The organism is Paraburkholderia caledonica NBRC 102488 (assembly GCF_000685095.1).
Lineage (GTDB): Bacteria > Pseudomonadota > Gammaproteobacteria > Burkholderiales > Burkholderiaceae > Paraburkholderia > Paraburkholderia caledonica.
Window position 1 is genome coordinate 73,670 of the sequence record NZ_BAYE01000007.1, and the last position, 25,632, is coordinate 99,301.

The 25,632-nt window shown below is 62.4% G+C and carries 21 protein-coding genes; 12 read left to right on the forward strand and 9 right to left on the reverse strand.

Annotated elements, in window-relative coordinates:
- Positions 1 to 289: 289 nt before the first annotated feature.
- Positions 290 to 1,942 carry a methyl-accepting chemotaxis protein gene (locus BCA01S_RS16305; protein ID WP_027777816.1) on the forward strand — a complete coding sequence of 551 codons (1,653 nt, stop codon included), beginning with the start codon at positions 290 to 292 and terminating at the stop codon, positions 1,940 to 1,942.
- A gap of 118 nt (positions 1,943 to 2,060) precedes the next feature.
- Here BCA01S_RS16305 and BCA01S_RS16310 read toward each other — a convergent pair whose 3' ends face one another.
- The 7 genes from BCA01S_RS16310 to BCA01S_RS16340 all read right to left on the reverse strand — a co-directional run bounded on the left by BCA01S_RS16310 (position 2,061) and on the right by BCA01S_RS16340 (position 8,641).
- On the reverse strand, positions 2,061 to 2,870 hold the full coding sequence (locus tag BCA01S_RS16310; protein ID WP_027777817.1) for a c-type cytochrome: 810 nt from the start codon (positions 2,868 to 2,870) through the stop codon (positions 2,061 to 2,063).
- Positions 2,867 to 4,492 carry a b(o/a)3-type cytochrome-c oxidase subunit 1 gene (locus tag BCA01S_RS16315; RefSeq protein WP_027777818.1) on the reverse strand — a complete coding sequence of 542 codons (1,626 nt, stop codon included), beginning with the start codon at positions 4,490 to 4,492 and terminating at the stop codon, positions 2,867 to 2,869. The genes BCA01S_RS16310 and BCA01S_RS16315 overlap by 4 nt, the downstream gene beginning before the upstream one ends.
- A complete protein-coding gene (locus tag BCA01S_RS16320) occupies positions 4,479 to 5,060 on the reverse strand; it encodes a cupredoxin domain-containing protein (protein WP_027777819.1) in 582 nt (193 codons plus the stop codon). The genes BCA01S_RS16315 and BCA01S_RS16320 overlap by 14 nt, the downstream gene beginning before the upstream one ends.
- A 2-nt stretch (positions 5,061 to 5,062) precedes the next feature.
- Positions 5,063 to 5,239 carry a hypothetical protein gene (locus BCA01S_RS38510; RefSeq protein WP_169740532.1) on the reverse strand — a complete coding sequence of 59 codons (177 nt, stop codon included), beginning with the start codon at positions 5,237 to 5,239 and terminating at the stop codon, positions 5,063 to 5,065.
- 30 nt (positions 5,240 to 5,269) lie between these two features.
- Positions 5,270 to 6,604, reverse strand: a complete 1,335-nt coding sequence (locus tag BCA01S_RS16330; protein WP_027778029.1) for a c-type cytochrome — start codon at positions 6,602 to 6,604, stop codon at positions 5,270 to 5,272.
- Complete coding sequence (locus tag BCA01S_RS34915) at positions 6,601 to 7,317, reverse strand: c-type cytochrome (protein ID WP_042318745.1); 717 nt, start codon at positions 7,315 to 7,317, stop codon at positions 6,601 to 6,603. Before BCA01S_RS34915 ends, BCA01S_RS16330 begins: the two co-directional genes overlap by 4 nt.
- 436 nt (positions 7,318 to 7,753) lie before the next feature.
- The gene (locus tag BCA01S_RS16340; RefSeq protein ID WP_027777820.1) at positions 7,754 to 8,641 is read right to left on the reverse strand and encodes a LysR family transcriptional regulator; all 888 of its coding nucleotides are present in this window, start codon (positions 8,639 to 8,641) and stop codon (positions 7,754 to 7,756) included.
- A gap of 94 nt (positions 8,642 to 8,735) precedes the next feature.
- Here BCA01S_RS16340 and BCA01S_RS16345 point away from each other — a divergent pair, with 94 nt between their 5' ends.
- The 8 genes from BCA01S_RS16345 (at position 8,736) to BCA01S_RS16380 (ending at position 20,118) form a co-directional block, all read left to right on the forward strand.
- Complete coding sequence (locus tag BCA01S_RS16345) at positions 8,736 to 10,178, forward strand: MFS transporter (RefSeq protein WP_027777821.1); 1,443 nt, start codon at positions 8,736 to 8,738, stop codon at positions 10,176 to 10,178.
- 249 nt (positions 10,179 to 10,427) lie between these two features.
- Positions 10,428 to 11,189 carry a response regulator gene (locus BCA01S_RS16350; protein ID WP_341807733.1) on the forward strand — a complete coding sequence of 254 codons (762 nt, stop codon included), beginning with the start codon at positions 10,428 to 10,430 and terminating at the stop codon, positions 11,187 to 11,189.
- Positions 11,190 to 11,327: 138 nt separating this feature from the next.
- On the forward strand, positions 11,328 to 12,017 hold the full coding sequence (locus tag BCA01S_RS16355) for a response regulator (RefSeq protein ID WP_027777823.1): 690 nt from the start codon (positions 11,328 to 11,330) through the stop codon (positions 12,015 to 12,017).
- A gap of 110 nt (positions 12,018 to 12,127) precedes the next feature.
- A complete protein-coding gene (locus BCA01S_RS16360) occupies positions 12,128 to 12,772 on the forward strand; it encodes a response regulator (protein ID WP_027777824.1) in 645 nt (214 codons plus the stop codon).
- A 234-nt stretch (positions 12,773 to 13,006) separates the two neighbouring features.
- Positions 13,007 to 13,753, forward strand: a complete 747-nt coding sequence (aqpZ, locus tag BCA01S_RS16365) for an aquaporin Z (RefSeq protein WP_027777825.1) — start codon at positions 13,007 to 13,009, stop codon at positions 13,751 to 13,753.
- Between the two features lie 62 nt (positions 13,754 to 13,815).
- Positions 13,816 to 18,237 carry an ATP-binding protein gene (locus tag BCA01S_RS16370; protein ID WP_425176549.1) on the forward strand — a complete coding sequence of 1,474 codons (4,422 nt, stop codon included), beginning with the start codon at positions 13,816 to 13,818 and terminating at the stop codon, positions 18,235 to 18,237.
- Positions 18,238 to 18,589: 352 nt separating this feature from the next.
- Positions 18,590 to 19,024 carry a CHRD domain-containing protein gene (locus tag BCA01S_RS16375; RefSeq protein WP_027777827.1) on the forward strand — a complete coding sequence of 145 codons (435 nt, stop codon included), beginning with the start codon at positions 18,590 to 18,592 and terminating at the stop codon, positions 19,022 to 19,024.
- 131 nt (positions 19,025 to 19,155) lie between these two features.
- Positions 19,156 to 20,118 carry an alpha/beta hydrolase gene (locus BCA01S_RS16380; protein ID WP_027777828.1) on the forward strand — a complete coding sequence of 321 codons (963 nt, stop codon included), beginning with the start codon at positions 19,156 to 19,158 and terminating at the stop codon, positions 20,116 to 20,118.
- Here the strand turns inward: BCA01S_RS16380 and BCA01S_RS16385 are convergent.
- Complete coding sequence (locus BCA01S_RS16385; RefSeq protein ID WP_027777829.1) at positions 20,088 to 20,930, reverse strand: EcsC family protein; 843 nt, start codon at positions 20,928 to 20,930, stop codon at positions 20,088 to 20,090. The two genes, BCA01S_RS16380 and BCA01S_RS16385, sit on opposite strands and share 31 nt — an antisense overlap.
- A 139-nt stretch (positions 20,931 to 21,069) precedes the next feature.
- On the opposite strand from BCA01S_RS16385, the gene BCA01S_RS16390 reads away from it, so the two are divergent.
- Both BCA01S_RS16390 and BCA01S_RS16395 read left to right on the forward strand, forming a co-directional pair.
- A complete protein-coding gene (locus BCA01S_RS16390) occupies positions 21,070 to 22,665 on the forward strand; it encodes an MDR family MFS transporter (RefSeq protein WP_027777830.1) in 1,596 nt (531 codons plus the stop codon).
- 29 nt (positions 22,666 to 22,694) lie between these two features.
- Positions 22,695 to 23,213: a MarR family winged helix-turn-helix transcriptional regulator gene (locus tag BCA01S_RS16395; RefSeq protein WP_027777831.1), complete on the forward strand. Its 519-nt coding sequence runs from the start codon at positions 22,695 to 22,697 to the stop codon at positions 23,211 to 23,213.
- 83 nt (positions 23,214 to 23,296) lie between these two features.
- Here the strand turns inward: BCA01S_RS16395 and BCA01S_RS16400 are convergent, their stop codons facing one another.
- Complete coding sequence (locus BCA01S_RS16400; RefSeq protein ID WP_027777832.1) at positions 23,297 to 24,574, reverse strand: amino acid deaminase; 1,278 nt, start codon at positions 24,572 to 24,574, stop codon at positions 23,297 to 23,299.
- Positions 24,575 to 24,739: 165 nt separating this feature from the next.
- On the opposite strand from BCA01S_RS16400, the gene BCA01S_RS16405 reads away from it, so the two are divergent.
- The gene (locus tag BCA01S_RS16405; protein WP_027777833.1) at positions 24,740 to 25,630 is read left to right on the forward strand and encodes a MurR/RpiR family transcriptional regulator; all 891 of its coding nucleotides are present in this window, start codon (positions 24,740 to 24,742) and stop codon (positions 25,628 to 25,630) included.
- The last annotated feature ends 2 nt before the right edge of the window (positions 25,631 to 25,632 follow it).

Consider the following 25,632-nt stretch of genomic DNA (forward strand, 5'->3'; position numbering starts at 1 on the left):
ATTTGCATCGACTGCCAACCGGCTTAGGTAGGACGCCTGAAACTCGGCAGTCCCGCTATCGCCGGCGTTCGGACGGCTTTCGCGCCGCTTGTAATTTGATGTGACGCAAAAGCGTACGCCATCCACCATAAAGTTTTTAGCGATTCAGCCGTAGTCCCTATCTGTGGCATTCGCTTAATTTTTGACAAAAACGGTTGCGGACCATGCCAAATGGGCTGGGCGCAGCATGCATGGCCGACGCAAATTTCACTGAACATTCGGTCAGGCGGCCCAAATGGAGACTAGCCCGATGCTGAAAAATCTGTCGATTCGCAGTTGCCTTACCCTGATGATCGCGTTCTTTGCCGCCGCGCTGCTGCTGGGCGCCGCGGCCGGGCTGCTGTCGCTGCGCTCGAGCAACGCGTCCCTGCAACAGATGTACACCGTGGACACGCCCGCCGTCGCCGATCTCGAAGGCAGCGCCGGCCAGCTGTTGCGTCTGCGCCTCGCCCTGGCCACTTATGCGTCGCTCGTCGATCTCAACGACCAGGACGGCGCAAATGCTGTGCTCAAGCGTTTCGATCAGTACCAGAAAGCATCGAACGAGCGGCTCGCCCACTATGTGAGCCGCGCGAGCGCCGAGGCCGAGGAGCAGCGCCTCATCAAGGATATGCAGGACAAGCGCGACACGTTCCTTCGCGAGGGTGTCGAGCCGGCGCTGGCCGCACTCAAGGCGGGCGACCGGACCGCGTTCCAGCAATTGCAGGCGAAAAAGCTGCCGTCTCTGTACAGTTCGTTCGAAAAGGCGATGCTCGCGCTCGAACAGTTGCAGCTCGACCACGCCGAACAGCGCTATCAGAGCGCACAGGCCCTCTTTTACGCGATCTGCGTGACGGTGGCGATCGGCATCGGCATCTCACTGCTTGGTTCGCTGCTCGGTCGCGCGGTGCTGGTGCGCGCAATCGTGAGTCCGGTCGATGCCACCATCGCCCAGTTCCAGCGGATCGCCAATGGCGACCTGACTGGACAGATCGTCGTCACGAGCAGCAACGAAATGGGACGCCTCGCCGCCGCGCTGCGCAAGATGCAGGAGTCGCTGATCGCGACGGTGAATTCCGTGCGTCAGGGCACCGAATCGATCGACAGCGGCGTAAGCGAAATCGCCGCGGGCAATACGGATCTGTCGCAACGTACCGAAGAACAGGCGGCGTCGCTGGAAGAAACGGCGGCGAGCATCGAGCAGCTCACGTCGACGGTGAAACAGACTGCGGACAACGCGAAGCAGGCGAGTTCGCTCGCGCAAGGCGCGTCGACGCTTGCCGCTCAGGGCGGCGAATTGACCGAGCAGGTGGTAGGCACGATGCACGAGATCGTCGACGACTCGCGGCGCATCGCGGATATTGTCGGCGTGATCGAAGGGATCGCATTTCAGACGAACATCCTCGCGTTGAACGCTGCGGTCGAGGCGGCGCGCGCCGGCGAGCAGGGCCGCGGCTTTGCGGTCGTCGCGAGCGAAGTGCGTTCGCTGGCCCAGCGAAGCGCCGCGGCCGCGAAGGAAATCAAGGCGTTGATCGAAGCGTCGACTACGCGCGTCGAGAACGGCTCACACCTGGTCGAGCGATCGGGCTCGACGATGACCGAGATCGTCCAGGCCATTTCGCGGGTCAGCTCGATCATGGGCGAGATCGCCGCGGCGGCGACCGAGCAGAGCACCGGCATCGACCAGGTCAATCTGGCCGTCGCGCAAATGGACGAAGTGACGCAGCAGAACGCCGCGCTGGTCGAACAAGCCGCGGCGGCGGCAAGCTCGCTGGAGGAGCAGGCGAGAAGGCTCACATCGGCCGTGGCAGTGTTCCAGACGGAAGGCGGTTCGTCGTCGCGGGGTCTGGCCGGCTCGCGCAACGGTCAGAGCGCCGCAACCAAACGTGCAGCGAACAGCGCGGACGAACTGGTGGTCGCTTGATACAGTCGCGGGCGGCGTTGCGTTAGGTTCGTGGCGCGTGCGGTGAGGCGGTAGTACGCTGCATCTCACCGCGGGGGGGCGCCGCGCCCCGGCCCGCACCGCGCTTAAATCGTTCGCTCTACTGCATGCCCGCGTAGTACGTCGCGACACTGTCGATCTCCGCCGATGTCATCTGCCGGGTGACATTGCGCATCTGCTCGTTGATGTCGTTGCGGCGTGCGCCCGAAGCGAACGCCCGCATCTGCGCCACAAGGTAAATCGACGATTGGCCGCCAAGCCACGGCGCCGAACCCTTGCGATCGAGCTGCCCGTGACATGCCGCACATGGCGCGATGTTGCGCTGCGGATCGCCCTGCATCGCGAGCCGCACGGCGTTGGCATCGGGCGTGCTGCCGGTGGGCGCGACTTCCGCAGCGGGACCACGTGGCAGCGACGCGTAGTAAGCCGCGAGATCGTGCAGGTCCTGGTCGCTGCGAGCGGCGACGATCGGCTGCATTACCGCGTTTTGCCGCACGCCCTGTTGATAATCGCGCAACTCCTTGTAGACGGCGTCCGCATATTGACCGGCCAGCGCGGGCGCCGTGACCTGCACCGTACCGAGCACGCCGTGGCACATCGAGCATTTCTGCGTGGCGAGGGTCGCGCCGCGCCCGATCGAATCGGCGTCGGCCCGCACGCGACGCAGCGGCGGCAAGACGACCACGTCGCTCGGTGCCCGGCCTGCGATGTTGGTACCGCTGTACCAGCTCGACGGCGCGCCCGCAGCGCTGCAGATCGTCGCCCATAAGCTGCGGTTCGCGAATGCGCTATTCGCCGAAGGCAGCCAGATGAAACCTATCAGCATTGACACGATGGCCAGCGCGAGCGTGCCGGCCACGCTTACCGTGAACCACGGATTACGCAAGCTGAAGACGCGTTCCTGATTCATCGCTGTGCTCCAACCGCCACCGCGGGCACGGACGTCTGCGGCAGCTTGAGCAATTGGACGATGGGCACGCTGTAGTTGACGACGGTCAGGCCGATCATCAACGCGACCCACAAGCCGAAGCTATTGAGCGCGGCGGGCACGCGTTCGACCGGATGCACCGCGCTCGCGAAACGGAAGCCTTGCTGCGGAACCGCCGGCCCGAACTGCGACTTCGCCAGAACGTAGATGAAGAGCGCGCCCGATATGGCGAGAACCACTCCGCCGACCGCCGACATGCCGACCCAGAACGCCTGCGATTCGAGGCCCGGCATCTTGTAGTCGTAGTAAGCCATGCGGCGCGGTGCGCCGAGCAGGCCGACGTAATGCCACGGCAGCGTGACCACCAGCATGCCGATGAACCACAGCCACAGTTGCGTGCGCACCAGCTTCATCGACACGATTGCGCGGCCGGTGAGTTGCGGCCACAGTTCATAAGCAATCGCAAAATACATGATGACGATTGCGCCGCCGAAGATCAGATGGAAGTGTCCGGTCACCCACTGCGTGTTGTGCACGGTGGTATTCAACTGATAGCTCATGTTGATCAGACCGCCGGCGCCGCCGAGCCCCAGCATCACGAACGAAAACGCGACGACGAGCATCATCGGGTTCTGCCAGGGCAATGCGGTGAGCCAGCCGAACGCACCCTTGCCGCCGCGCAGCCTGCCGGCAATTTCCACCGACGCGCAAATGGTGAACACCGTCAGCAACGTGGGCACGGACACCATCCCCGTGAATACCGCGTGCAGGAACTTGAAACCCGAGCCGATCTGCGGATCGGCAAACAGATGGTGGATGCCGATCGGCATGGCGAAAACGAGGAACAGGATGAACGACACGCGCGCCATCGAATCGCTATAGAGCCGCCCGCCGATGGCTCGCGGCACGATCGTGTAGTACGCGATATAGGCGGGAATCAGCCAGAAGTAGACGATGGCATGCAGCGTCCACGAGAACAGGACGCGTGACAGGCCGGCGTCGATCGTATTCGTGAGGCCGAAAGCAACCGGCAGAATCTGAAGCAGGATTTCGAGCGCCGCGCCGACGGCCGTCCATGCCCAGAGATATGCGCCGGCGACATTGGCGAACATCGCGAGCGGCACCGGCTTTCCGGGGTTCGCGCGCCGCCATACGGCGAGGTTCACGTGCATCAACGCGACCCAGATCCACGAGCCGACTACCACTAGCACCACGCCGAGATAATAGAAGGGACTGCCGATCATCGGCGGATAGAACGTGTAGAGCACCGAGGCCTTGCCGAGGGCGACGGGCACCATCGCCATCACCGCGCCGACCGCCAGCATGATGAACGCGGCCCATGCCCACTTCAGGCCCGCGAGGCGCTGCGCGAGTGCCAACTCGACGATTGCATAGCCGAAGCCCATCGACACCAGAGTCGGCAGCACGTAGGCCATTACTGAACCGTGAGCGGTGACTGAGCGGTAGTACAGCTCGGGGTCGCCGATCCACGGCGCGAGTGGACTGCGCACGAGCATCTGCCAGGCGCCGAGAAACAGCGCGACGATAAACGCGATGAATGCGAGCCAGAAATGCGCGAGAACGAGTCGCTTAGCGTGAAACACAGCTCAGCCTCCGTGATTGTCGGGCCTGCTCGAAGAAGGCGGCTTTGTCGACCACTTTCACATGCGCCCACATGGCCTGATGGCCGAAGCCGCAGAACTCGTGACAGGGCATGGTGTGATCGGCGGGCGCGTCGAAGCGCGTGCTCAACGTGGCCACGTAGCCTGGCACGACCATCGTGTTGATATTGGTGTTGGTGACGAGCAGACCGTGCACGACGTCCGCGCTGGTGGTTCGGATCGTGACAGGCGTGTCGGCGGGCACGAGCAGACACTGTGGCGTGAACGAGTACTGCTGCGCGATGAAACGCACGACCACGGAGCCGTCGGGTTCGACTGCGCTGCCCAGATTGTCCTCGACGAATTCGCCCGACAGTTGCAGACGGGACGGGTCGATCGTTTCCACGCGCGATGGCGGCATCATCGCCCAATGGAGCCCCGAGTACACGATCACGGCCAGCATCAGCACGATCAGCGCGCCGACGAAGATCGCCCAGCGGCGCTCGGCGCGTAGCGCGACGGTGTGGCCACTGCCCGGTTGGTGTTGGGAGTCGGGGGAATGAGTAGACATGATCAGTGCACGACGCCGCGCGGCAGAAACACGAGGAAGTAGAAGCCGAACCAGATCGCCATGACGATCAGCGTGGCCACGCCTGCGACGGCGATCGCACCATGCGGACCCGCGACGACCACGCGTTCAACTTCTTCGTCGGTGGGAGGGAGCGCGGCGCGCGTATCGTTCGCTTCCATCTAGGGCTTCTCCTATTGCCGGTGCGGCGGCTAGTGCAGCGGCGCGTTGCGCAGTTCGTTGACATCGCGGGCGGTGACCGGCGTCCCATGATTGCCCCACGCCGTGCGTATATAGGTAATGACGGCGGCCGCGTCGGTGTCGTTCAGTTCCTGCGCAAAAGGCGGCATGCCGTAGGGCTCCGGATTACGCATCGTGCCAGGCGGGAAGCCGCCGTTCAGCACGATGCGGATGGGATTGACCGCGGAGTTCATTTCGATCGACTGATTGCCCGCGAGCGGCGGATAGTGCTGCAACTGTCCTTCGCCTTTTGCGCCATGACACAGCGCGCACTTGTCGGCGTAGATCTTTTCACCGAGCGCGAACACGTTGGTGCCGGTCGGCGCTGTCGGCCCGGACTTGCGGCCGCGATTGTCCGGCAACGTCTTCAGGTACACCGCCATTGCCTTGACGTCTTCGTCGGTCATGTATTGAAGGCTGTGATAAGTGACTTCGGCCATTGGGCCGTACACTGCGCCGCGATCGGAAATGCCCGCTTGCAACAGGTCGACGATGTCCTTGATGCTCCAGTCGCCGAGTCCGCCGTCCTTGTCGGAGGTCAGCGACGGCGCGTACCAGTTCTGCACCGGAATCAGACCGCCGGCGAACTGCTCGCTTTGCGACGAACCGCCGAGCATGTTGATCTTCGTGTGGCACATCGTGCAGTGCCCGAGCCCTTCGACGAGATACGCACCGCGATTCCATTCGACGGAGCGGGTCGGATCGGGCTTGAATTCGCCTTCGCGGAAATACAGCGTGCGCCAGCCATACAACAATTTGCGCTGATTGAACGGGAAGCGCAGCGTGTGCTTGCGATTCGGCGTGCGCACCGGCTCGACCGATTTCAGGAAAGCGAAGATCGCGTTGGAGTCCTCACGCGTGACCTTCGTGTACTGCGCAATCGGCATGGCGGGATAGAGCAGCTTGCCCTCGGGCGTGATGCCGGTGCGCATCATCCGGAAGAACGCGTCCTCGCTCCATGTGCCGATGCCGTATTGAGCGTCCGGCGTGATGTTCGGCGAATAGAGCGTGCCGAACGGCGTTTCCATCGCGAGGCCGCCGGCGAACAGCTTGCCGCGCGGTGCGGTGTGGCAGGCCACGCAGTCGCCCGCGCGCGCAAGGTATTCGCCGCGCTTGACGATGTCCGTGCGGTTGTCGACGGACGTATTGGCCTTGGCTTGTGTGGTGCTGTCGGCGGCGCGAGCTTCGGCGACAAGCGAGGGCAGTGGCGCGCTGCCGGTCACGAGCGCTGCGGCGGCAACCAGTGGCAGGAGCGAGCGGTGCAACTTACGTGAGAGCACGCGCAGCGAACGAAGTGTCGTTTTCATTGCGGTTGGCTCCCGCATGCGAGAGGCAAGCGCTCCGCGGACTCCGGCACGGGCCGCGGGTCGGCTGGACGCGGTTGCCGCGCAAGCCACGTCGAGACGGCGGTGATGTCCTTGTCGGTCAGCTTCACGGCGATCGACCGCATGCAATCCGGCGCGAGCGCGTGACGTGTGCCGGAGCGCCAGGTTCCCATCTGCCCGGCTATATAGCTCGCATGCAAACCGAGCAGGCCGGGAATGCCAGGTTGCTGGCCCGTCATGCGCGCTCCGTGACACGCGATGCACGCGGGAATCTTGCGCGCCGGGTCGCCCTGCATGACGAGTCGCTGACCCGCGGCGAGCACGGCGGGCGCGACGTTCGATTGATCGGCGTTCGGATAGGGTGGCTGCAAATCGGCGAAGTACTGGCTGATCTTGCGTAGATAGTCGTCGGGAAGAAACGCGACCAGATAGCCCATCGGCGGATAGGTGCGGCCGCCATCGCGAAACGCGGTTAGCTGATTGAACAGATATTCGGCCGGTTTGCCGGCGATGCGCGGGAAGTAGTCGTTGTTGAGGCCTTGACCCTGCACGCCATGACAGGAGGTGCAGGCGCGCACGCGTTCGTCCATGGCCGAGGGCATGGGGCCGGGCGCGCTGGTAGCCGCGAGCGCCGTGCCGTTCCATAAGACGTAAAGCACGAACAGAAGCGCAAATCCCACAGGTCTACGATGCACATCGGGCCTCGCTGGGGAACTTTCTTTTGTCGATCTGCTTCGCCCGCATTGATGGCTGGATTCACTTCCAGCCTGGTTCGCCATGCTCAGCGGGTCTACCTTTTTTCTCTATCGCGACAGCGCGAACTGCAAATGGAAGTGCACTTTTAGTGGGTGGCGAAACGTTGGTTCGCCCTGCGTTTCAGTGGCTCGTCAAAGAACGCGTTGACACGCGTAAGCGCGAGGGACGGCAGCTTTCCCGTCGCTGGATCGACGCGTTGATGTGTGACTGCATATGCCAGACTGCAGCAATCCATTCGGAGCGTCAATGACGAAACAATAAGGCTGGCTGACTTCGTCTCTGATCATGATAGGCGGCGTTCAGAACGCTTTCAACACTTCTATTCACGCCGCAGGCAAAAGGACGCTAGCGCACGGATGTGATGGTCTGATGTGCTCAATTGAAGAGCCTCATCAACGCGGTGCGCGCATTGGTCACACGTTCGCTCTCGCCGATCCGCCCGGGCAGCAAATGAAACTCGACAGCGGGTAATGCGGGTAGGCCAATGCCCGGCGGGCATGCGACCACACCTGCTCCAATCGACGATTCGTTCAGGCACGAGATGCCCAGTCCAGCCTTCAACGCCAGTTGCAATCCGGCTACGCCCGAGGCGGAGTGCGACACGACATAAGGCACCTTGTTTTCGTCGAGAAGCTTGACGACGAAGCGCTGCAACTGGCAACTCGACGGCAACAGCACCAGTTGATACGGCGCGACCGGGCGCGGGCTCGCATCCGATGCGCTTGCCCACAGCAATTTCTCACGCCGCACGACGGTGCTCTGCGCGCTGCTGCGCCCGCCGGACGCGCGAGTGTTGCCCGTGACGAGCCGCAACGAGAGACCGATGTCGAACGATGCGTCGTCGCCGGCGCTACTGTCGATCACGGCGCTCGGCAGCACGGTGACATGCAGCTTCAGACGCGGGTGCTGCTCGGAAAACGTCTTGAGGATGCGAGCGATGTCGTGCGGGCGGTAGTAGTCGGTAATCGCAATGCGCAGTTCGCCGTCGAGCGAGCGGCCCTGGAGGTCTTCGAACGCCGCTTCGCTCATCGCGATGATGCGGCGGGCATGCTCCAGCAGGCGGCTGCCCGCGGGCGTCGCGCTCACGCCCTGCTTGCTGCGCACGAAGAGCGGCTGGCCTGCACGCTCCTCGAGTTTTTTCAACTGCTCGCTCACCGACGATTGCGACAGGAACACGCGCTCCGCACCCGCCGAAACGCTGCCCGATTCGGCGACGGCGACGAAGGTCCGTAGTTGCGTGAGGTCGAATCCGCGCTGGCTCATGTTTCGTTATTCCCGATGGATGGCATCTGTATTTCCGGCTTTTCCGATAACAGACGCCGCCGTAGCATACCTCCGAAATCATTGCGGAGGAAACATGGAAAACGCATTACGGGCAGGCGCCCGGATAACTGGCGGCCTGGCGGCGAGCCACCGGTGGAAGGTATTGGGCGTGGGCTTTGCCGCCAACGCGAGCTTTTCGGCCGCATTCTCGGGGATTCCGACCACGGCGGTTTACTTGCGCGCGGGTTATCACCTCGGCAATGAAGGGCTCGGGCTTGTACTGGGCATGCTCGGCCTGGGCATCGCGGTGAGCGAATTGCCATGGGGACTCCTGACGGACCGGTGGGGCGACCGTCGTGTGTTGTTGCTGGGTCTGCTTTCCACCGCCGCGGCGCTGGCCGGCCTGGCGTTGTTCGCAGCACCGTCCGGGTCGCATGTGCCTCACGTGACGACGCTTGCACTCGGGCTGTTGCTCGTGGGTTTGCTCGGCGGCAGCGTCAACGGTTCGAGCGGCCGTGCGGTGATGGCGTGGTTTCGCGAGGGCGAGCGCGGACTGGCCATGAGCATTCGACAGACGGCTGTTCCCGCAGGTGGAGGACTCGGCGCGCTGTTGCTGCCGGCGCTTGCAACGAGATTCGGTTTCGTGAGTGTTTATGCGTTGCTGGCGCTGAGTTGCGCGATAACCGCGGGATTGGCATGGCGCTGGTTGCATGAGCCGACGCATGTCGAGAGTGGCGATGTGCGCGCGGCGTATGTCGGCGGTGGGCACGGAGGGAATGGTGAGGGCGCTTTGGGCGGTGGGAACGGTGCGAACAGTGTGGGCGGTGTGGGCGGTGCAGACGGCCCAAACGGTGCAAACGGCATTGGCAGTGCAAACGACATAAACGGCGCACACGCCTGCAGCCGCTCGCCGCTGCGTGACGCCCGCATCTGGCGCGTAGCGCTCGGCGCGGGTGCGCTTTGCGTGCCGCAATTGGCCGTGATCACCTTTGGAACCGTATTCCTGCACGACTTCGGGCGCGCCGGCGTGCTGACCATCAGCATCGCGATGGCCGCGGTGCAGGCAGGCGCTGCCGTCGCCCGTGTCTGGAGCGGCCGGTGGACGGACCAGCGCGGCAATCGCCGGGCATACATGCGCGGCTGCAGTCTGCTGACGGCGGTGCTGTTCGCTGCGCTCACGCTCATGAGCGGTGTAGCCAGCATGCAGCACACCCCAACGACAATGATGACGATGTTTCTCATGCCGATGATCGTGCTTGGCGGGGTGAGCGCGTCTGCCTGGCACGGCGTCGCCTTCACCGAACTCGCGACGCTCGCCGGGACGAGCCGCGCCGGCACTGCGTTGGCGCTCGGCAATACCTGCGTTTTCATCTCGCTTTTTCTGACGCCGCTCGCGATTCCGCCGCTGCTATCGCTCGGGTCATGGCCGATGGTGTGGGCGGTTACAAGTCTCTGCGCGTTGATTGCGTTGCCAGTTTTTCCGCGCGCACTGCGTGAGGTCAGCCCACGCGCGCCGCGCGCTTGTGACACGGCTTGACGATTGCCCGCGTGCGCGATGCAGTCTTTGCGCGACTTTTATCGAAATGCCGCGCGGGCCAAGGTTAATTCAGACGTGATTTTCCCCGCGAACCTGGCCGCACGGATTTTCTCAATTTATTCATTTTGAATAATTGGGGGCTTTTATTGTCCGTGCACCGTAATTGCCGGTGAATTTCAACACGTGATTCGGAACACTCCGATTTTCGTTACGCGCACCGCGATGATTTTATGGTCCCGTCGACGCGCGATGGTTAAAAACGATTGCGCGTCGACGCAGGCGTGGAGCGTGTCGATTTGTCCTGCGTATCTGACGACTATTCCTACAACAAACGAGATCAATCTAGTGAACCTCCGAATCATTCTCGCGGATGATCATCCATTCGTTCTGCTTGGCGTGAGAGCAATGCTCGAAACGAGAGCCGGTGTCGCCATCGTCGGCCAGGCCGTCAGCCCGACGTCGTTAATCAAACTGCTGCGGCGCACACCATGTGACGTGCTGGTCACCGACCTGTCGATGCCTGATCCCGGCGCCGCCGTGGAAGACGAACTGAACCTGATCCGGCAGATCCATGCTGAGTGGCCGCGACTGCGGATCGTCGTCATGTCGACGACGACCAATTCTGCGTTGCTTCGGGTCCTCGCATCCGAGCGCGCCGTGAGCTTGCTCAGCAAAACCGAATCCATGCACGAGTTGTGGCGTGCGATCGAGCAGCATGAAAGCAGTGAGCCATACATCGGCAACTCGATCGCCGCACTTCTCGCAACGCCGCACGAAGCCGGGTGCGAACGGCCGCTCGCGCTCCCTCTGTCGGTAATGCAGAAGACGGTCGTCAGGATGTTCGTCGACGGCCGATCTATTGCTGAAATTGCCGCCACTCTCGGATGTCATCGCCGCACCGTTAGTCGGCAAAAGCGCGAAGCAATGGTAAAACTTGGCGTTACTAATGATCCTGGTTTATTCTCGTGCGTTAGAGCCGGTGAAATTCTTAAATTTGAATCGCATATCTAAGTAAATTAATTGGCCGAGTTATTGAAGTTATTTCGGAGCGATCTTATGTTTAACGTCGCCACAATGTCTGCTGATGGGGCAGGGCCGGCTGGGAGGGAGATGGTGATAGCGAGTCAGGATATGGAGGAGAGATGGACGATGGGCGACACCGCTGAAATAAGCACGCCGGTCCGCGCGATCATCGCGGACGATCATCCGCTCGTCCTGTTTGCAATCGAGAACTTGATGGGCGGTTATCAGAATATGGAGGTGGTCGGCCGCGCGGCCGATGCAACCGATCTCTTTGCCGAGGTCGACCGTACCGGTTGTGACCTGGTGCTCATGGACCTCTACATGCCAGGCGGCGCAGATGGCAGTGGGGTCGACGCAGTGCGGCAGTTCAGGAGCCGCTACCCCGACGTGGCCCTCGTCGTGCTCACCATGGAGACCGAGGCAACAGCGCTGCAAAGCGTGATCTCGCTCGGCGTTCACGCGCTTATCAGCAAGCGTGACCGCATCGACCTGATTCACGTGGCGATCATCACCGCGCTCGCGGGCGAATGCTATCTCGGGCCGGCCGTGCGCGCGGTCATTGCGGACGCGACGGCGATGCAACGGCTCGACTTTGTTCGTTCGGTGTTGTCGCGGCGCGAGCTTGAAGTGTTCACGCAGTACGCGTCCGGATTCGGCGTCACTGAAATTGCCGGGCGGCTGGGGCGCAGCGTGAAGACAATTAGCGCGCAAAAGTGCACCGCCATGCGCAAGCTGGCGTTGCACAGCGACGCTGAGCTATTTCGCTTTGCGGTTGAGCACGGCGTGGTAACCGAGGCCCGCGTCGAAGGGCGCTGAAGAACACACGAGGTCGCGCCGGGCCGGCGTGACAGGCATAAGATGTGTTGGCGTTGTCCGGGGAAAGTACATCTTGTACTGGACATGCCAATCGATAAGACAACAAATACATGACAGACAAGATCCGCGTCATCGTGGCGGACGACCACGACTGCGTTCGAGCCGGCGTGAGGAGGTTGTTGCACGCCACGCCGCATATTGAAATTGCTGGTGAGGCCTGCAACACGCATGACCTTGCCGCACTGCTCGACGTCCGCGAATGCGATGTCGTCATCTCCGACATTGGCATGCCGGGCCTCGACGGAGCGAGCAACGCCGTTCCTTTCCTGCGTCGGGTATTGAGAGGGCACGCGCATCCCGCTGTTGTTGTGCTCACCATGATTTGTCATGCGCATATGCTGTCGGGCCTGCTGCATCTTGGCGTCAGCGCAATAGTCGATAAGCGCGACACGACGGCCGCATTGATCGACGCAATCCAGGCCGCGTTGACGGGAGGCGTGTATCTGTCGGAGCAGGTGCGCGTTGCGATGGAAGCGACTGACACTCCGCCGCAACTGCGCGCCAGCGTTTTGAGTGCGCGCGAATGGGAGATCTTCCAGCTCTATGTGCAGGGTGTCGCGGTACACGAAATCGCGAAACGGCTGCAGCGCAGCGGTAAGACCATCAGCACTCAAAAGCGTACCGCAATGCGCAAGCTAGGCCTCGAAACGGAGTCCGATCTTATTCTCTACGCACGGCAGATCGGGTTGATCTAACACTCGGCAACGCTGCGCATACCGGCAACTCACAGTCCCGATATTAAGACTCTTCTGATTGGTTGGGAGACCTTGCCACTCCATAGTTCTGAATTAGCTTCGGCTTTTGCTGACGTTGGCCTCATTAGAGCAGTTATATCTTGAGACCGCGCCGCTCAAAGCTGAGGAAGTTCAAGCAGATGTTCGCGGAAATTGCGTAGCGCCGTGCGCTTCGCATAGCGACAGGGAGGCGGCATGGCCGTGCTAGGTAAGCGGTTGTTGGTCGAGAGCGTGGGTACGGCATGGCTTGTGTTCATCGGCTGCGGCAGCATCGTATTGAATACCGGCGCCGTTCAGCAGGGCTACGGCGTGCTCGAGGTATCACTCGCGTTCGGTCTCGCGCTTGCCACTGCGAGCTACTGGTTTGGCGAGATGTCGGGCGCTCACTTCAATCCCGCTGTCACGGTAGGTTTCACCGCCGCGCAACGTTTCCCGGTCAAAGACCTGCTGCCGTATCTTGCCGCTCAGATTGTTGGCGCGGTCGCTGCCGCAGCGCTTCTTGTTTATGTGGCGAGCGGCCGGCCGGGCTTCGAGATCGGCGCGAGCGAATTCGCGGCCAATGGCTTTGGCGATCACTCCCCTTCCGACTATCAGTTGCACTCGGCGTTGGCTATTGAGTTCGTGCTGTCGTTTGCATTTGTCATGGCGAGCCTTCTCGTAGCCGCACGGTACGAGACGAAGCCGGGCGGACCGATGGTCGTCGGCGGATGCCTCGCGCTCGTCTACCTCGTGTCGATTCCGGTCACGAACGGCTCGGTTAATCCGGCCCGCTCCACGGCGCAAGCGCTTTTCGTGGGCGACTGGGCGCTAGACCAACTGTGGCTCTTCTGGGCGGCGCCTATGTCCGGCGGCGTCGTCGCTGGCTTCGTGTTCTCGTTGCTCGGTGGCAGGTCCGACCAGTCCGCAGCCGCGCTTGCCGATGGCCACAGCGAAGCCGCGTGAGTTGTGCCGTGACGTTTTTCTCATTCTTTGCCACACGGTTCCAACGCGCTGCGATAGCGCGTGTGCGGCGGGGCGTGTCGGTGTGCGTGCTGGCAGGGCTCTCTCTATTGGCCGCGACTCAAGTTGCGGCTGCCGGCCACCCTTTTGTGGAACCCGGCTCGAGCCGGGTCGTTAGTGCCTTCCCACAGAAGCTGACCGTCGGCGTACTTGCGGATAGCTGGTTGCCATTCGACGCGCTGCAAAGCGGGCAACTCACAGGCCTGAGCGTCGACTATCTGCGTGCACTGGTCGGGCCGAGTGTTGTGATCGAGGCGAAGGCATATCCCGACATGCCGCAGCTACTCGCTGCCGCCTGCGCGGGCAACGTCGATCTGTTGATGAGTCTCGCGCGCACGCCGGAGCGGGAGCGCTGTGTCAGTTTCACCGCGCCGTATTTTCGAGCGTCCGCCTCAACGGTTGTACGCAGGGACGGCGACATGTATGAAGGACCCGCGCGTCTTGCAGGCGCGTCCATTGCCATAGAGAAAGGCTTTGCGCTTGAGCGCTCGTTGCGCGAGCGCTTCCCGCGCGCCCGCATCAGCGTGTTCACATCGACGCACGCGGCGCTCGCCGCCGTCGCCGGTGGCGACGCGGACGCATATATGGGTTTCACACCAGTCGTCGAATATGCGCTCGCGACAGAAGAGTTCCGCAATCTGCGCGTCGCATTTGAGGAAAGCACTCGCTCCGCTGAACTGCGCTTCGGCGTGCCGCGTAGTCAGGTGGCCTTGCGTGACCGGCTGGACCGCGCGTTAGCCTCAATGAATCAGACTGACGGCACGGCGATTCGGGTCCGGTGGCTTTCAGGCAGTTTCGATGCAAAGCCGGAGCCCGCCACATCCCGTCTCGAACTGACGCAGCAAGAGCGGGCGTGGCTTCGTTCGCTTCCGCCGCTGCAGGTCGGCTTCGACAACAACTGGCCGCCATTCAGCTATCTCGACGCATCGGGGCGTCCTGCCGGCGTGACCGCCGACTACCTCGCATACCTGAGCCGCACGCTTGGCGTCGTGTTCAACCGCGCGCGGCAGCCCGACTGGCCGTCCGCGATCGACGCGTTCCAGCGCGGTGAACTGGCGATTCTCACCACGGGCTCGAGTAACGACCCGCGCCTTCAGAAGGCACGTCATACCCATGCGTACGAAAGTTATCCGCTGGTAATGGTGGGTCGCGACGACGAGCCGGCCGCCCGTTCACTCAACGATTTCGCCGCGCGGCGCATCGTGGTGTCCTCACACGTTGCCGGGGTCGACCCGCTCGCATTCGAGCGCATTCCGAAAGATCACCTGGCCGTAGCGCCAAGCCTTGACGACGCGCTGCGCATGGTTGCTTCCGGCGAAGCAGATGTCGTTGTGGAAAACGTGGCAGCCGTTGACATTGTGCTCAAGCGGCAATACGCCGGCGTGCTGAAGGTAGTCGGCACAGTGGGTAAATCCGATGCCCTCGATTTCGCTGTGCGTCCGGACCTGGGTCTGCTCGCCGATCTGATCGACCGCGCGTTGCTAGCAATGCCGCCAGCGGAAAAGCAGCGCATCCGGCAGAAATGGGTGACCGGCGACGCGTCGGCAGGCGGTACATGGAGCGTTTCTGCAGTGCGCCTGCTACCTGTGCTGATCGGCATCGCCTCGGTACTGCTCGTCACCCTGCGCGCCTATCTGCTTTTGCAACGCGAAGTCAGGCGCCGCAAGGAGACCGAGCGCGAGCTCGCGCTGCAGTTAAATTTCCAGGAAACGATGATGCAGATGGTGCCGTATCCGCTCGCCGCCCAGGATCTGCAGGGCCACTACATCGCAATCAACGGCGCGTATGAGCGAGCGTGCGGGCTAAGCCGCGAGGCGATTATCGGACGCAGCACGATGGAGGTTCACACATGGGGCGAGGCCAACAGCCGGGTACTCGCCGATATGACCCGCGACCTGCTGCGAGGCGGCGACATGGCCCAGGTCGAGCTCCAGTTCGAGTCCCCTGCCGGAGATGTGCGTCACGGTCTCTTCTGGACGAGCATCTGTCGCGGCAACGACGGGGAGCCGGTCTGCGTACTCGGCACCATGGTCGACATCACCAACATACGGCGTGCGGAGATGCGCGCGCGCGACACCGAGCGGAGGCTCTTCGACGTCACACGCTCCTTGCCGGCCGTGGTGTTTCAACTGCGCCGCACGTCAGGCAGTGCTTATTCGTTTCCTTACATAGGTGGGGACGCGAAGCTTTTGCTCGGACACGGCAACGCGGTGGCGGGCAGCCGCGATCATGTCGACTTCGACCGTATCCACGAGCAAGACCGTTCGTTCGTCATTGCAGAACTCGAGCGCTCGGCTCGTCTTGAAACGCCGGTACTGATCGAATTCCGCATGCGCTTCCATTCGAACGTGAAGTGGGCCCGAGCGGAACTGGTGCCGCGTCGCGAGGCGGACGCGAGCGTCGTCTGGAGCGGCTACTGGGTCGACGCGAGTATCGAACATGCGCGCGCTGAAGAACTTGCCCGCGCGCGAGATGCGGCTGAAGCGGCGTCGCGTGCGAAAGACGACTTCTTCGCAATGATGAGCCACGAAATCCGAACCCCTATGAACGGTGTACTCGGGCTTGTCGAAGTGCTCGAGCGCACGCCGCTCAACGCGGATCAGGGTGAAATGCTCGGCATGATCCACGAGTCGGCGGGCGCGCTGCTGCAAATTCTCGACGACTTGCTCGATTACTCGAAAATCGACGCGGGACGGCTGACCATCGAAGCAGAGCCTATCGACCTGCGCGAACTGGTCGACAACGCAGTTGGGTTGCTAGCGGGCCGCGCGCATGAGAAGGGCCTGAAAGTGAGGGTGAATATTGGATCGGACGTGGCGGCCACGCTGCGAGGCGACAGCGTGAGATTGCGTCAGGTCCTGTTCAATCTGCTCGGCAACGCGATCAAATTCACTCCCGAAGGTCAGGTAGACGTGAGCGTGGCGGTGCTCGCGCAAAAGGGCGACATTCAGACAATCGAGATGGTCGTCGAGGACACCGGCATCGGCATTGCGGCGGACGTGCAGGCGAAATTGTTCGAGCCGTTCGTGCAGGCTGAGTCGTCCACCACGCGCCGCTTCGGCGGCACGGGCCTTGGCCTCACCATCTGTCGCAAGTTGATCGAACTGATGAACGGCTCGCTCACGCTCGACAGCGAACTGAACCGCGGCACGCGCATGACGGTGCGGCTCAGCATGCCCGTCGAGACGCAGCGTTACTCGGCGAGCGGTTTGCGCGGCAAGCGTTGTCTCGTGGCGACTAACGACGCGCGAGTCGGTCAGGCTCTCGTCGACTTCGGAAAAGCGTTGGGATTGGAATTGCGCCTGGTTCCGGCCGACTTTGCGCAGTTGCGTTGCCGCGCCGCGCTAAGCGGCGTGGATCTGCTGTTCGCGAGCGAGGACGTGGTGCTGCCCGCCAACGTCAGACGCAAACTCCGCGTGATATCCCTCACGGAAAAGCCGAAGCCTACGGGCTACCGCATTCTCGAAGACAACGTTCGCCTGAGCATCAATCCGATATCGTGGCGCGGACTCGGTGCTGCGTGTGCTGCGGCCATGACGGGCCTTCAGCCCGCGCCGGCGCCGTCGGTCGGCGTACCGCGCACGCATGAAAGCATCACCGCGCCGCCGGACCGGGAGCGGGCAATCGCGAGCGGCCGACTGATTCTCGTCGCCGAAGATCACCCGGTGAATCAGGAACTCATTCGCCATCAACTGGCGTTGCTCGGTTTCGCGTGCGACGTCGCGAACGACGGTGCCGAAGCGCTAGCCGCGCTCGAACACACCAGTTACGGATGTCTGATTACAGACTGCCATATGCCCAACGTATCTGGCTATGAACTGACGCGGCGTATCCGGGAGCGTGAACGCAAGCAAGGCCGCTCAGACCGTCTGCCGATTCTGGGCATCACCGCCAACACGGCGCCCGAAGACCTGAGCCTTTGCCGCGAGGCAGGCATGGACGACAATCTCGTCAAGCCGACGCGCCTCGCAACGTTGCGCGAGTATCTGAGCCGCTGGTTCGGCACTGACGGCGCATGGCAGGCGACACCCGCAGATAACGCTGATACCGAGGAGGCGACAGACTCGCCGGCGGCGGGCACCTCGGCCTTCGTTCCGGTCGACCTGAATCAGATGACGCAATTGTGGGGCAGTGAATCGACGGTCAGGGCATTGCTCGATTCGTTCGTTTCTTCCGTCCGCGAAGACATTCAGGCACTGTCGTTGTTGCTGGAAGACGCGGACACTCTGCGCGTGCGCGAGTGGCTTCACCGGGTAGCGGGCGCGGCGAGCGTACTGCAATACCCGCCGCTCATCAGCGTGCTCGACGAATATCGCCGCGATATCTCGGGCGCACCCGAGCGCGTGCGCCATAACGGACTCGCGGTGATCGACAAATGCAACGCGATGCTTGACGGCATCGAGCATCAGGCGGCATTGCTCGCCTGAGCGCGGGCGTTAGCTGGATCAACGCCCAAAGCAGTGTTGCTCGCAGCCGCGCCGCAATCGACGGGCGAAAAAAAACGCGGCCGAAGCCGCGTTAAAGATTTGGAGACATCCCTCGATGAAGGAGTCACTTCTCGCGAGCCCAAAGCATACGCGGGAAAACGCGGATGATTCAGTGCAGAATCTGCAAATAATTGTTTGGAAAATCGTTACAAGCGAAATCAACGGCGCGACTTAGATGCGCAGACCGGCGCGTTCCTCGCCATGAACGTCTTTCGAAGATTTGCACTAGTATGTGATGGCTTCGCGCGTGGCCGAGGTGTCGGCGCGGCGGCGCATCTAGTCGGAGAAGACCATGATTACGCTAAAAAAACTTAAGCTGGCGGTGGCGTTGTGGGCCGTAACTGCGGGTGTCGGGTTTGCGGACACGGTCGCGCTAAAAGCGGCTCTCGAACCTTCGAGCGAAGTGCCGCCGCGTGTAAGTCACGGACATGGCACGCTGAACGCAACGTTCGATACGTCGACAAAATCCCTGCAATGGACTGTCAGCTACGAGGGCCTTAGCGGCCCGGTAACTGCCGCGCATTTTCACGGCCCGGCGCCGGTCGGACAAAATGCAAAGGTCCAGGTGCCGATCGACAAAGGCGCGCTCGCAAGTCCAATGAAAGGGTCTGCCGCCCTCACCGAGCAGCAGGTAACCGATCTGATGGCGGGCCAGTGGTACTTCAACATTCATACCGCGCAAAACCCGACGGGTGAAATTCGTGGGCAAGTGATGCCCGCCAACTAGGTAAGAGAATCCCTGAAGCGGCGCGTCGCCAAAGCGTCGCCGGGGTCTTCAGCAAAATTAGAAGCCGCCGTCCACCGGCATGGCGGCCACGCACGTACCATGTCGGGACATTTTCCAGGGAGGATGTCCCAATGAGTTGGCAAAGCGTAGTCGCGTGCTGGTTTTTGCGCAGGCAGTTTCGCCCTCAAACCCTGAAGCCGCATATCGATGTCGAGAAAGCGCGCGCATTGACCGCGAAGCGAGCCTGGTCGCCGGATGTGCCGCGTGGCTGGCGTCTTCGGGAACTGGACGGCGCGGACGGCAAACCGCTGCGTGGCGAATGGATCGAGCGCTCGGGTGAGCCGTCATCTGGCGCGCGACCCACGGTGCTGTATCTCCACGGCGGTGGCTATTACTTCTGCTCGCCGCGCACCCATCGCTCGATTGTCTTCGGCCTCGCAACGCGCGCGAACGCGCCGGTCTTTTCGCTCGACTACCGCCTCGCGCCTGAACATCGCTTTCCAGCCGCACTCGACGATGCGACTGCCGCCTATCGTTACCTGATAGCTGAAGGCACGGCACCGGAATCGATTGTGATTGCCGGCGATTCAGCAGGCGGCGGTCTTGCGCTCGCTACATTGGTCGCCCTGCGCGACGCGGGCGATCCGTTGCCCGCAGGCGCCGTGCTGTTCTCGCCGTGGACCGACCTCGCGGCAACAGGCGCCAGCATTGTCGACAACGATGGCGCCGATCCCATGTTCAGCGGCCCGGCAATTGCGAAAGCCGCGAAAGTCTATCTGGGCGATATGCCTGCCACCCATCCGTATGCGTCGCCGGTTTATGCGGACCTGCGCGGATTGCCGCCGCTGTTCATGATGGCCGGCAGCACCGAGGTGCTGCTCGACGACTCGCGGCGCGTGGCGGCTAACGCTCGCGCGGCCGGCGTGGATTGTGAGATCGAGGTGTGGAAGAAGATGCCGCATGTGTGGCCGATCTTCGCGCCGTTCATCCCCGAGGCAAACCGTGCGCTCGATCGCGCAGCGGCCTTCGTTGGGCGCGTGACGAGCCGCGCGGCCAATGCGGCTCAGGTATCCAGGGCGACGTCGATAGTCTGATAGGCGGCCTTTACCGTCTGCTCGCCGTACTGCCGTTCGAGCCGCCGTACGGTGAAATGGCCATGCGCGACCTGCTGGAAGTGGTCGATAAACACGGTGTTGACCATCGCGCCGAGCACCGCGCCGATCGCCGGAATGGACTTCGCGGCGATCTGTTCGCTCACCTGCACCGAGAAGCGCGCGGCGATCGAGTGCAGCAGGCGCAGCAAGGCGGCCGAGCCGTGTGCGGTGAATCCTTTCGTTGCCATTTCCGACGACGCTTTCGACACCGCCTGCGCCAGCGCGCCGCGCATGATGAAGTAGCCGAAGTCGGCGTCGTCGTCCGAGGTGGATGTGCCGCCCATGCCCAACACGGTCAGACACTGCAGTTGGGTGTCGACTGCCGTCAGATCCTCGCCCTCGCTGCGCGCAATATCGCAGATCGAGCGGAACATCAACGTCGTGGTCACGGGCAACTCGACAGGCAGCGCAAAGAGGCCAAACGCGCCGCCGGCTGCGCCGGTCGTGGCCACCGCGAACTTGTGCAGCAGGTTGCTCGGTTTGTCCGGCACAAGCAGGGGCGAGGCGCTGTCGCGGCGGCCGAGCGTGCGCATCGCAATCGAGAGACACTTGCGCAACGCCAGTTCGGTCGCGTCCGCGACCTTTTCGTTCGCAAACGCCGGCATGCGCGAAATCAGCTTCTCTAGCGGCGCCCCGACGATGCTTGCCAGTTTCATTGCCAGCGCAGGACTTTCCAGTTCGTGTTTCGCGCGCCGCAGCGCGCTGAGGTCCTCGTCGGACAACAATTGTGTTGCGAGCGAACTCGGCTGCATGTGCCTCCCTGGCGTCATTTAATGTGGGTTCTTCAGTCGATTGGGAGCGGCGCCTGGCGCGCCGGACCGTCCTGCTTAGAGGGCGAACGCATGGTATGATTCCCAATCGTTTGACGAGTCAACTGTTGCTCCATCAAAAATGGCCGTTCACACCGCAGCCCACCATTCGAGCGGGCAAGTCTTACCGTTCCGGGAATCGCTTCTGGCGATGCTCGGCATCTCCTTTGTCACCATGCTGGTCGCGCTCGACCAAACGGTGGTAGGCACCGCGCTGCCTACAATCGTCGCCGAACTCAAGGGTTTCGAGCTATACGCGTGGGTGGCGACGTCGTATCTGCTCACTTCGGTGATCACCGTGCCGATTTTCGGGCGCCTCGGCGACTATTACGGACGCAAGCCGTTCGTGATCGCGTCGATCATCGTGTTCACCGGCGCGTCCGTGTTGTGCGGCGTCGCGAACAACATGCTGTTTCTTGTGCTCGCGCGCGGCTTGCAGGGAATCGGCGGCGGCATGCTGGTCGGCACCGCCTTCGCGTGTATTGCCGATCTTTTTCCGGACTCCGTCGTGCGTCTGCGCTGGCAGGTGCTGATGAGTTCGGCGTTCGGCATCGCCAACGCTATCGGTCCATCGCTTGGCGGCTTCCTGACGCAGTACTACGGCTGGCGCTCTGTCTTCTATGTAAATCTGCCGGTCGGCCTGCTGTCGCTGTTCTTCGTGTGGCGCTTTCTGCCGCATCTGCGACATGTGGAGCATGAAGGCAAGATGCGGCTCGACTGGCCCGGCGCCGTGCTGATCGCGGTGGCGCTCGGCTCGCTGCAACTGTTCGTCGAATTGCTGCCGAAGCATGGGCTCACATTGAGCGCATGCGCGTTGCTCGTGCTGAGCATCGCCTCGGCATATGCACTGTGGCAATGGGAGAAACGCTGCCCAACGGCAATCCTTCCCGTCGACATGTTCCGCAATCCGAGTCTCGCAGCGCTATTTACACTGGCGGTGCTCGGGGGCTTCACGATGTTCTCGCTGCTCTTCTACGCGCCGCTGCTGTTCCAGGGCGGCTTTGGCATGTCGCCGAAGGAAGCGGGCCTCGTCATCACGCCACTCGTCGTGTTCATTACGATCGGCAGTATTGCCAACGGGCGCGTCATTTCGCGCGTGCGCAACCCGAACCTGATGCTGTATGTCGGCTTCGCGCTGCTCGCGCTCGCGTGTCTGGGCGTGGTCGTCGCAACGCGTTCCATGCCGCAGTGGCTACTCATGTCGTTCATGGTGCTCGGCGGGCTCGGCCTCGGTTTCGTGATGCCGAACCTGACGATTTTCGCGCAGCAGACGGCCGGTCGCGAGCATCTCGGCATCGCGACCGCGCTGCTGCAATCGCTGCGGATGATCGGCGGCATGATCGGCACGGCGCTCACCGGAACGCTGGTCAGTCATATGTACGCGAGCGGCGTGCGCAGCGCGCTTGACAGCGAGCGCGCATCGCAATGGTTCACGGACCTGGGCGATCCACAGATTCTGATCAATCACGAAGCACAGGCACGCTTACTCAGCGAGCTCGCACAAGCCGGGCATAACGGCGCCATGCTTCTGGAAAGCGCGCGCGAAACGCTCGTAGCCGCAATTCATTTAGGTCTGGCGATGGCGGCAATCATCGCCGTGGTGTCGGTATGGCAAAGTCGACGTGTTCCGCCGATCAAGCTTCAGCGCAAGCTGGAGCCGGTGATTCACGCCGACTGATTTCAGCTTTTGAGTTTCACTGAACCACCATGGAAGAACAGGACCGCATAGCCGTCATGCAGCAATTTGGACGCACTTACCGTACGTTCATGTCGGCGTTCGAGGCGCAAGTCGGCCATCCGCTGCCGCGCTGGCGCATCATGCTCGCGCTGCATGAGCAGTCGGGAGAGTCGTCGCAGAAGCGGCTTGTGGAACGCTTGCGGGTCGATCCTGGCGCATTGACCCGCCAGTTAAAAGCGCTCGAAGGATTGGGCTGGATTGCGCGCAGCATGGACTCGCGCGATAACCGCGTGACCAACGTTCGCCTGACCGACGCGGGCTTGTCCGCAACCGAAGCGAGCTTGCCGCGCCGCAACGCTTTTTTGCACGACACAATGGCCGCGCTGCCGGACGATGCTCTGAACGCGCTGTCCGGCGCGCTGAAAATGCTGGAGGCGAGGATTGGCGAAGTGGTGTCCGCAGCGAACGCCGGAGAAACAGCCGGTGACGTCACTGCTGACGACAGGCAGCCGCCCGTCGATCGGCTGGCCGTCAAGCAACGTGCTTGACGGTTGGCGAGGCGAGCAGAGCGCTAAGAGCACAAGCGGCGCGTCCCATCCCGCCGCTCGCCGCCCGCGAAACACCAGAACAATCAGAAGAACGTTTCGATCACCTCGGTAACGCGATAAGCCGAGTCAAGCACCAGCACCTGACGCCACTTATCGAAAGTCAGGCACGGGTGCGAAATGTCGAACGCGATCATGTCACCGACTTTCACATCGGCGCCCGCGGGAATCCGCAAATACGCGTGCTGATCCATCAGGCCGAAAATCTCCCAGCCTTCGCTCGCCGCTATGTCGCGCGGCGCCGGATTGCCCGGCCGGTAATGGCGGGCCGGTTCGGGCAGGCCCGCGTCGAATGCGGAGTCACGCTTGCCGAGACCGATGATTGCGCGATCCGGTTCGGGAATCGACTGCACGTAGGCCCACAATTGCAAAGCGGGCAGCAAGCCTTCGCCCATCTTTTTCGCGACCGGATTGCGCGCGAAGATATCCGTCTGCGCCTTGCGGTAAATGCCGACGTCATGTGTCAGATAGCAGCCGGGACGCAGCACGACTTCGACTTTACCTGTCTCCGACGCCTTCACGAATTCCTCGGCGACCACGTCGTACCATGCGGAACCTGCGCCCGACAGGATAGCCGGCGTGCGATCGAAACGTCCTTCGTCGAGGAGCGCGCGTGTGACCGCGACCGCGCTTTGCAGAAACTCGCGTACTTCGTGTTCTTCCTTCAGCACGCCTTCGTATAGCTCTACGCCAGCGAGCTTGAGCACATCGGGATAACGCGCGATCGCTTCGAGCACCGCGTTACGCTGCGCTTCGTCGCGAACGCCAGTGCGGCCGCCCGTCACGCCGAGCTCGAGCAGGACTTGCAATGGCTTTTTCACCGACGTAAAGAACTGTCCCAACTGCTCGACGCCATCAACTGAATCGACGAGGCAAAAGAACTCGAAGTCCGGATCGCTCAGCAACTCGGCGACCATCATCATGTTGCGGCGGCCAACCAGCTGATTCGCCATCAACACGCGCGAGACGCCGCCGTGATAAGCCGCGCGAACCTGATGCGCGGTGGCGAGCGTGATGCCCCACGCGCCGGTTTCCAGCTGACGGCGGAACAGTTGCGGCGCCATTGTTGTCTTGCCGTGCGGCGCGAGCTTGACGCCGTATTCGGCAACGAACGCCTGCATCCATTTCAAATTGTGCTCGACGCGGTCGGCGTAAAGCACAGCGGCGGGCAGGCTCACGTCTTCGTTCAGCAGATTCCACTCTAGACGCGCAGCATCTGTGAGCTGGATGCTGGCGCCTGGAACCATGCCCAAGCCCTTGCTATAAGGATCAATCGTAGCGCCCTGATAGTTTGTAACTTTCATGTCTCCTGCTCCATCGTCCGGTTAAATTGCGTCGAAGTTGACTTTACCATGTTACCGAAAGTACGATGGGCGAAGAAATGTTATTTAGTACCAAGCTAGGCCCGCACTCGCGCTGTGATTCACCGGCAGCCGTTGCGAGCCCTGGCGCGGTGATCCCGGGCTGTAATGAACTCAACCGCCGAACCGCTGGCCTTCGACATCGTCGCGCGCATCGCCGAATGTGCGCCGGGGTTGCGCTCGGCTGAACGCAAGGTCGCCGCGCTGATCCTCGACGATCTGATGAGCGCATCGCGCGCCAGCATCGGCGCGCTCGCGCAGCAGGCGCAGGTGAGCGTGGCGACCGTCACGCGGTTCGCCAAGGCGGTGGGCTGCCGCGACGTCCGCGAGTTGAAGCTGCGGCTCGCACAAGCGGCCGCGGTCGGCCAGCGCTTCTTGCAGCCGGGCACCGCGAACGACGCGCCCGAGCACATCGCAACCCGCGTGTTCGACGAACTGCAGACGGCGCTCGCGCACAATCATCAACTTTTGCGGCAGGCGCCGCTTGGGGATGCCGCAGCAGCGCTGCGGGCCGCGCGCATGATCTATGTGTTCGGCATGGGCGGCGGCTCGACCGCGCTCGCCGACGAAATGCGTTTTAGACTGGTGCGGCTGGGCCGGCCCGCTGCCACTTATCAGGACGGCTTGTTGCAGCGCATGGTCGCGAGTACCGTGTCGCGCGACAGCGTCGTGATCGCGCTGTCCACGACGGGCCGCGTGCCGGAGATGGTGGAGAACTGCAAGATCGCGCGCAGCTATGGCGCAACGGTGATCGCACTGACCGCCCCGGCGTCGCCGTTGGCGAAGCTGGCCGACTGGGTCATCCCGATCGTCGCGTTTGAGACAGACTTCATTTACAAGCCGTCGTCGTCGCGCTACGCAATGATGATGGCACTCGATGTGCTCGTCACCGAACTTGCCGTCAGTCAGGGTGATGAGAGCCGCGAATTGCTACGCCGCATGAAGCACGCGCTCGACACGCACCGCGGCGGCGGCGATCGACAACCGTTAGGAGACTGATT